Origin of the sequence: Mycobacterium sp. 1245852.3, from assembly GCF_001669335.1 — a bacterium.
Lineage (GTDB): Bacteria > Actinomycetota > Actinomycetes > Mycobacteriales > Mycobacteriaceae > Mycobacterium > Mycobacterium europaeum_A.
The window spans coordinates 1-6,927 of the sequence record NZ_LZLL01000309.1 but is presented as its reverse complement, the minus strand read 5'-3'; the positions used below and the strand labels follow the sequence as shown (position 1 = coordinate 6,927).

The following is a 6,927-nucleotide window of genomic DNA, read 5'->3' as shown; positions in this document are numbered from 1 at the left end:
CGGAGTGCGAACGCGATCGGCTTCGTCTCGAACACCACTGCGTGCGGAGGCCCGGCCTGCGATCGGACGAGGCCGAGGTATCGCTCGTAGAAGGCCTGCGACGCAGCGAGATCGCGCGCTTGGAGCGAGATAAAGTCAGGACCGGTGGCAGGCATGAGGCAACTCCTTCGACGTATGTCAGTTTTCTGACATACGTGACTGTATGTCAGAATGCTGACATGAGTCAAGGCGGTGTGGGCGTCGACTTGGAGACGTCACTGGGTTACGTGCTGAAAGAGGCGTCGAGTGCACTTCGCGCAGCCATGGAGGAGGTGCTGCGGCCACTCGGGATGAGCGTGACGCACTACTCGTGCCTCGAGTTGCTGGCTCAACGCCCGGGCTTGTCGAACTCCGAGCTCGCCCGGGGCGCGTTCGTGACACGGCAGTCGATGAACGTGCTGCTGCAGGCTCTGGAACGAGACGGCTTCGTGACCAGGCCCGCCGAGGCACCCGTCGGGAAGGTCCTTCCGACCCGGCTCACACCCCGCGGCCGACGGAGCCTCGAAAAGGCGTCGGCGGCGGTCCGTTCCGTCGAGGTCAGAATGCTGGCCGGCCTTAGCGAGGCCGAGCAGTCACAGGCGTTCCGGATCTTGCAGAGCATGGTCCATTCCCTGCGCGACGGCAAAGACGGCGCGTAGCTCGTTCATTTGCGCTCCACGCGCCTGCAATGTCCGCAGGCGCTGCCGCCCGATCATCCGTGGCGGACGTAGCCGAACAACGGGGACGACGTGTCGAGACGCGGTGCAACTGCTTGTCGACACGGTTGGTTCTGACGCGCTGCACCGATCCTCTTCATTGGGCCGAAAACTACATGATCTAAACATGATTGCCCAGCATGGACTGGCCAACAAGCTGGGTGTGGGAATGGGCTGGCGGGTTGTACTTCGGCAAGCGGCCGCCCTCCCCGCGTATTGATCTGCAGCTCGCGACATTTCAGTCGCTGCGAACCTGAGCAACGCCGACGCGTGGGTGAGCCGGTCGAGGTGCTCGTCGTTCTTTTTGACGACCGGTTGATGACGTCCGTGGGCGCCAACAGGGCGCCGCTTGCTGCTCGAACAGGGCCGTGTCCGGCAGGCCAGGGGTATCAATGGTTTGTCGGATGCGGCTACCGAGCGTGCTGGGTGCGTCCTTGGCGACCCGCTTGAACGCGCCGAGCCCGGCTTCACGGATCATTCGGCGTCGAGACCACAGCTGGGGCGCACAGCCGGCGGGTACGTCTCCGAATGCACCAGTGGCTCCGCCCACGATCACTGGTGGCCTTGGTGTTCTTTGTCAGTTTGATTCGAGTTGAACCTTTTTCGTGGCCGGCGCGTTCTAGTGAGATAGCGATCGTTATTCCATCGAGGAGGTTGTGATGGCAGGTGTGGTGGAGCAGCGGTACGACGTTGTCGTGTGTGGTGCCGGGACGTCGGGGGCGGTGGTTGCGCGTCGACTCACCGCGAATCCTGATGTGTCGGTGTTGCTGGCGGAGTGCGCCTGGGTCCGAGTGTGACGAATCCCTTCCACAACCACCACGAAGCGACGAAAACAGGGATAAGGATGCTCGAATTGTTTGACACCGGAAGGCCCACTCAAAAACGTCGGCATTCGATCGTTTTCGTGCACGGAGCTTGGCATGCCGCCTGGTGCTGGCAGGAAAATTTCGTTGCCTTCTTCGTCGACCGGGGATTTCGCGTCTTGGCGCCCAGTCTGCGCGGTCACGGCCACAGCTCGTTGAGCAAGTCGCTGCGGTTGTGTTCGATTGCCGACTACGTCACCGATCTTTGTGAGGTCGTCGGCTCGCTCCCAGAGCCGCCCATCCTCGTCGGGCATTCCATGGGCGGCTTTGTCGTGCAGAAGTATCTTGAAACGCACGACGCACCAGCGGCCGTACTGATGGCTTCGACCCCACCACGCGGCGGCCAGCTTGACTCCGTAATGCGCATGATATGTCGTCACCCTTGGCGTTCAACCAAATTCGCCCTGACCGCCAACCCGCTAGATCTAGTGGGGACGTCCGCTGGTGCACGGCAGTTGTTCTTCGGTGAGGATGCGCCAGACAGCCTCGTCGACAGTTTTACGCGGCTCATCCAACCCGACAGCACGCGGGCGATGATGTTTGACACGGTGGTCGGTGATCTGGTCAAAACCAAGAAAGTCCGCTCGCCGATGTTGATCATCGGCGGCGAGCACGACCAAATTTATCGGCCCAAACACGTGCGTCGAACCGCCGCGGCCTACGGAACCAAACCGGTCCTCATTCCCGGCGTCGGGCACGAGATGATGCTCGAACCTCAGTGGAGGGCGGTCGCCGGATTGATCGAATCCTGGCTGACAAACCAAGGGCTCTAAGACCGCAGTCAAAGAACACCAACCAGATTGGAGTACGGTGAGCTTCACCAGCCCCTTCCCAGATGTCTGCATTCCCGACGTCCCTGTCTTCAATTACCTGTTCGACGGCATCACCGACGACGACCGCCAGCGCGTCGCGCTCGTCGAGGCGAACACGGGTGCCACGACACACTACGGGGAGCTGATTGATCACATCGAAGCATTCGCTGCGAATCTCGTCGCCCGCGGAGTTGGCGTCGGTGACGTGGTCGGGCTACTTTCGCCCAACAGCGCAGCGTTCGCAGTCGCGTTTCACGGCATCCTGCGAGCAGGTGCGACCGCAACCACATTCAACGTGTTGTCGACCGCGGATGAAATTGCTCGGCAGTTGCGCGATTCACATGCTCGGATGATGCTGGCCGTCGATGAGCACCGCGAGAAGGCCGAAACCGCTGCCGCGCAAATGGGACTCGCGCCCGGCGAGGTGCTTATGCTCGACGAAGTCGATTTCAGGTCCCAGCCGGCGGTTCACTGCGCTGGTGCCAGAAGCTTTGATCCGGCCGACCACTTGGCGGTGCTCCCCTACAGCTCCGGAACCACCGGTCTTCCAAAGGGGGTGATGCTGACCCACCGCAACCTGGTAGCCAATGCCGCCCAAGTTCAACCCCTCAACCTCGTCGGCGCCGACGACGTCGTTCTGGCCGTGCTGCCGTTCTTTCACATCTATGGCTTGTCTGTGCTGCTGACGGCTTCACTGGTGCCGCGCGCGAAGCTGGTCGTTATGCCTTCGTTCGACCTGGCCGCGTTCTTGGGCGCCATTCAGGATCACCGGTGCACCAAGGCATTTATCGTGCCACCGGTGGCCGTCGCGCTGGCCAAGCACCCAATGGTGGATTCCTACGACCTGTCCTCGCTGGAAGTCGTCATGTGTGGTGCCGCGCCGCTAGACGGTGAACTCGCACGCACGGTGGGCGCCCGACTCGGTGTGGCGGTGCTGCAGGGCTTCGGAATGAGTGAGCTGAGCGGAGTCGGCCACAGCATGCCCGTCGACGGGGGGCGGGATACGATAGGCGTTGTCGCGCAGGTGCATTCCTGCGGGTGGACTCTCCCGAACACGGTCAGCAAGCTTGTTGCGCCCGAGACCGGTGTCGAGATCGCGGTCCCCGACTACGGTGTCAGCGCAGCAGGCGAGCTGTGGATCAAGGGCCCGAATGTGATGATCGGCTACCTCGGCAACGATGAGGCGACAGCCGACACCATCGACGAGGACGGGTTCCTACACACAGGAGACCTGGCGTGCGTCGACGCCGACGGCTGTGTCTACATCATCGACCGCCTCAAGGAACTCATCAAATATAAGGGCTATCAGGTGGCGCCCGCTGAACTCGAGGCACTGTTGCTGACCCACCCCGCGATAGTGGATGCCGCCGTGGTTCCAGCCATAGACCCCAAGTCCGGCGAGGAAATCCCCAAGGCGTTTGTCGTCACCCCATCCTCCGCTTCGCTGACTGCCGCCGAGGTGATGGAGTTCGTGGCTAGAAGCGTCGCTCCATACAAAAAGATTCGTGAGGTCGAATTCACCACATTCATCCCGAAATCGGCATCTGGAAAGATTCTCCGCAAAAATCTGAGGGAGCGCTGAGATCCCGCTTAACGATCAACCGCCCGTACACCTCGCTCGTAATGCCCATCCGGCGGCGGGATGCAGCCATGACACGAAAGCCCAAGACTGCCTACGCTCGAAGTGGTGATCTGCACCTCGCTTTAACAGATTATGAGCGATCGCGTCGCTGCCGACCTTGCCGGTTCGCCTCGTTCAGCCGGTTGATCGTCACCGATCTTCTGGGCGTCGGCAGTAGTCATGCTGTCCCGGAGCGTTTGCGTTCGCGCGCTCACGTTCGTCGCGTCGGCGCGCCCGAAGTGCTCGCAGGTTCGCGGCGTTTCCGCACCTCTTTACGTTGCACCACGCGCCGCTGTTGTTCTTCGAGCGGTCGTAAAACGTTGTCCCGCAAAATGGCTTGCGGCATTGCTTGATCCGTCTCCATGTGTCATTCAGCTGACTTCGATAGATCTCGCTGAAGAGGGCCGACGCTAGCCAACGCCAGCCGCTGCCGGTGGGCGTTATCTGCAGTCCATTGCAGTCCGACAGAGCGAAGGCTCCGCGAATGGAGCTGATACAGCTCAGCTGGCCATCATCGGGGGATCTTCCGTTGACCATTTTCGCGATGCCGTCGCGCAACTCCCGGAGTTTCGGCAGATCCTCTAGCTTGAGCGACGGCGGTTGGGCGTCGGCGTCTCGCAGCGCCGCCCACTTGGGCACCGTAGCGGCGCACCAGTTTCCTGTCAGTTCGACGTCGAGCAGCAGATCAGTGTCGTACCCCTGGATGGGGGCCGTGTTGAGAAATTCCTGAACCAACACCAAGCTGTCGGGCGCGACTCCGAATTGACCTTGGCGTGGCTCGAACCGTTGTGAAGGCATCGGTTGTCAGGTGCAGGTGGCGTGGGGATCGGCAGGTTGCAGCGTCGATTGCATCCATCCTCTATTTCTGCGATGGCTGGATTAACTTGTGGTACATATCCGATGGCGATGGCGAATGAGATCCTGTGCGGCGCTACACTTTTAGATTCGATGGTCAACTTTGATGAATTGTGCAGCCAGCTCGCCAATCACGACGCACGGTGCCATGGTGTTGGCCGTGCTGATACGCGGGATGATGGAGGCATCGGCGACACGCAGGCCCTCGATGCCGTAGACCTTCAGGTGTCCGTCGACCACCGACATCGAGTCACGCCCCATCTTTGCGGTTCCGCATTCGTGCCAGTAGGTGGTGACGGCGTCGCGCAGATACGTCTCCAACTCGGTGCCGGTCAGGTCGCCGGGCATGACCTCGCGCGCGACGAAAGGTCGAAGCTCTCGGGAGTTACCGATCTCGCGCAGGGTTTCGATGCACGCGATCGCGGTCTTGAAGTCTTCGGGGTCTGATAGCGCGCCAGCTTCGATCCGGATGGGATCGGTCGGGTCGGGGCCGGACAACCGGAGTCGACCGCGACTGTAGGGGTGCGTGGGCGCGCCGAACAACGTCCAACCGCTCCGCGGCAGACCGTATTTCGCGGCATTTTCGGCTGTCGCTTTCGGGAATGGCCCTGAGCATGCGAAGAGGTCCGGACCCTGGACATCGGCAGCGCCGGAATCCCAAAACAGTGCCGACCCCACCTGAGTGCTGCCCTGGATGGTCTCGGGAAACTCCCAGACACAGTCGAACCCATAGTGGTCTTGAAGGTTGCGCCCGATCCCGGGCAGGTGCTGGCGAACGGGAACGCCGACTCGATGCAGTTCGTCTTGGTCGCCAATGCCGGAGTGCATGAGCACCTTGGGCGTGTGAATGGCACCGAGCGACAGCACGACCTCGGCGCTGGCGCGCACCCGGTGAACCGCGCCGTCATGGACGACCTCGACACCGGTGGCACGGTTGCCGTCAAAGAGCACGCGGGTGACCATCGCGTGCGGCACCACCGTCAGATTCGGCTGCCGCTGATGCGGGGCGACGTACGTGCCAAACACCGATAGGCGTTTGTTGTCGCGGCAGCGCAGGTCGACGATGGCAGCGCCGCGGGTCTCCTCCATCAGGCGGCCGTTGGCGCTTTGATACGTCGGAATTCCCAGTGCCCTAGCGGCTTCCAGCGTCGCTGCGGCGAGCGGATGCGCATCGGGCGCCGGTTGTACGAACACCAGCCCACCCCTGCCCCGATGACTTGGCTCACCGACGCCATGCCAATCTTCGATCCGGCGATACAAATCAAGGACGTTTGCGTATCCCCACGCCGGCTCAGCGGCTTCAGAGGCGTAGTGGTCCCAGTCGCTGCGGTGCCCCCGCGCCCAAATCATGAGGTTGATACCGGACCCGCCACCGAGCACTCTGCCCATTGAAAACGCGATGGCGCGTCCATGAAGCCGGCCGTCAGGATCGGAGAGGAATCCCCAATCACGTTCGCTGCCAAGGTTCGATGGCCACTGACTGGCCTCGGTCACGCTGGGGACGTCATCGCTGCCACCGGCCTCCAACAGTAAGACCTTGATGTCGGGATATTGGGCCAACCGACCGGCGATCACCGATCCTGACGAGCCAGCACCGCAGACGATGATGTCGTAGTCGAACCGCTGCTTCAACACAGTATCCACAAAGTTCTCCTGATCGTTCTCTAGGTGTACTTCTATAAAGACGTGCCGAAAGGGCGCTCGGTTCAACATGACTCAAGTCCCGCGTGGCCGCTCCCTGTCACTGGAGAAACACCATGCCGACGCGACCTCCAGCAACCGGCCCGAACCGACCACGCCCGCAACGGTTTACAAGTGCCTTGATGCCTGCCCTACGGAGTAGGGGACAGCAATCGCCAAGCCCTTTGCAGCACCGACGTTTCCACAATGCGCCGGACGACGTCCAATACCGAATCGGGCGCCCGGCCATACCTCGCGGGTATGACCAATCAGGAGTAGCCATCGGATAGCGATCCGAGCATCTGCAGCTGGCGGCCCGGGGGGAGTAATGGCCGTGGTCAGGCCATGATCAATTCGAGCGG

7 protein-coding genes are annotated in these 6,927 nt (G+C 61.7%); 4 read left to right on the top strand and 3 right to left on the bottom strand.

Annotated elements, in window-relative coordinates; genetic code table 11:
• On the bottom strand, positions 1-155 hold a 155-nt coding region (locus tag A9W96_RS30430; protein WP_369830831.1), incomplete at its 3' end, for a VOC family protein.
• A 63-nt stretch (positions 156-218) separates the two neighbouring features.
• Here A9W96_RS30430 and A9W96_RS14035 point away from each other — a divergent pair.
• The 4 genes from A9W96_RS14035 to A9W96_RS14025 all read left to right on the top strand — a co-directional run bounded on the left by A9W96_RS14035 (position 219) and on the right by A9W96_RS14025 (position 3,991).
• Positions 219-677, top strand: coding sequence for a MarR family winged helix-turn-helix transcriptional regulator (locus A9W96_RS14035; RefSeq protein WP_066865281.1), 459 nt, complete (start codon positions 219-221; stop codon positions 675-677).
• 716 nt (positions 678-1,393) lie between these two features.
• Entirely contained in the window at positions 1,394-1,531 is a 138-nt protein-coding gene (locus A9W96_RS31450; protein WP_156748764.1) for a GMC family oxidoreductase N-terminal domain-containing protein, read from the top strand.
• The gene (locus A9W96_RS14030) at positions 1,528-2,370 is read left to right on the top strand and encodes an alpha/beta hydrolase (protein WP_156753079.1); all 843 of its coding nucleotides are present in this window, start codon (positions 1,528-1,530) and stop codon (positions 2,368-2,370) included. The genes A9W96_RS31450 and A9W96_RS14030 overlap by 4 nt, the downstream gene beginning before the upstream one ends.
• Before the next feature lie 37 nt (positions 2,371-2,407).
• On the top strand, positions 2,408-3,991 hold the full coding sequence (locus A9W96_RS14025; RefSeq protein WP_067140555.1) for an AMP-binding protein: 1,584 nt from the start codon (positions 2,408-2,410) through the stop codon (positions 3,989-3,991).
• 189 nt (positions 3,992-4,180) lie between these two features.
• On the opposite strand, the gene A9W96_RS14020 is transcribed toward A9W96_RS14025, so the two are convergent.
• Both A9W96_RS14020 and A9W96_RS14015 read right to left on the bottom strand, forming a co-directional pair.
• Complete coding sequence (locus A9W96_RS14020) at positions 4,181-4,768, bottom strand: CGNR zinc finger domain-containing protein (RefSeq protein ID WP_231997714.1); 588 nt, start codon at positions 4,766-4,768, stop codon at positions 4,181-4,183.
• 201 nt (positions 4,769-4,969) lie between these two features.
• Positions 4,970-6,529, bottom strand: a complete 1,560-nt coding sequence (locus tag A9W96_RS14015) for a GMC family oxidoreductase (protein ID WP_067140552.1) — start codon at positions 6,527-6,529, stop codon at positions 4,970-4,972.
• Positions 6,530-6,927: the final 398 nt, after the last annotated feature.